The sequence below is a fragment of the Oribacterium sp. genome (assembly GCF_057249185.1).
On the sequence record NZ_DBHIGR010000210.1, the window covers coordinates 2,835 to 3,166 of the forward strand.

1 protein-coding gene is annotated in these 332 nt (G+C 44.3%); it reads right to left on the minus strand.

Annotation, left to right across the window (positions count from 1 at the left end):
• Nucleotides 1–71: 71 nt before the first annotated feature.
• Nucleotides 72–281 (minus strand): FeoA family protein, encoded by a 210-nt coding sequence (locus ACO4PX_RS09510; RefSeq protein ID WP_040649688.1) that lies wholly within the window; start codon nucleotides 279–281, stop codon nucleotides 72–74.
• Nucleotides 282–332 lie beyond the last annotated feature (51 nt).

The following is a 332-nucleotide window of genomic DNA, read 5'->3' on the forward strand; positions in this document are numbered from 1 at the left end:
TCTCCGGCCTGGGCCCCATAACTTCCGAAGAGAAAAATTTTCAGAATCTTTTAGCTTTCATCCTGTACCATTTACACCATGATTTTGTTCGCCATTTCCTTACTGATGGCTACTCTGGCATCCTTTACCTTCACAATGACATTGCCCATAGAGGTGGAAATCACGGTAACCTCTCCCCCTACCACAAAGCCCAGGTCGCTAAGATGCTGTCTCACTTCTGCACTTCCACTAATCTTCTGGATAATCTGTGGAACTCCTGTTCCTGCTAATGTTAATGGCATAGTCCCTCCTTCCGCTGTAAATACTTTTTCTTTTTTGTTTCAAGATTCCGG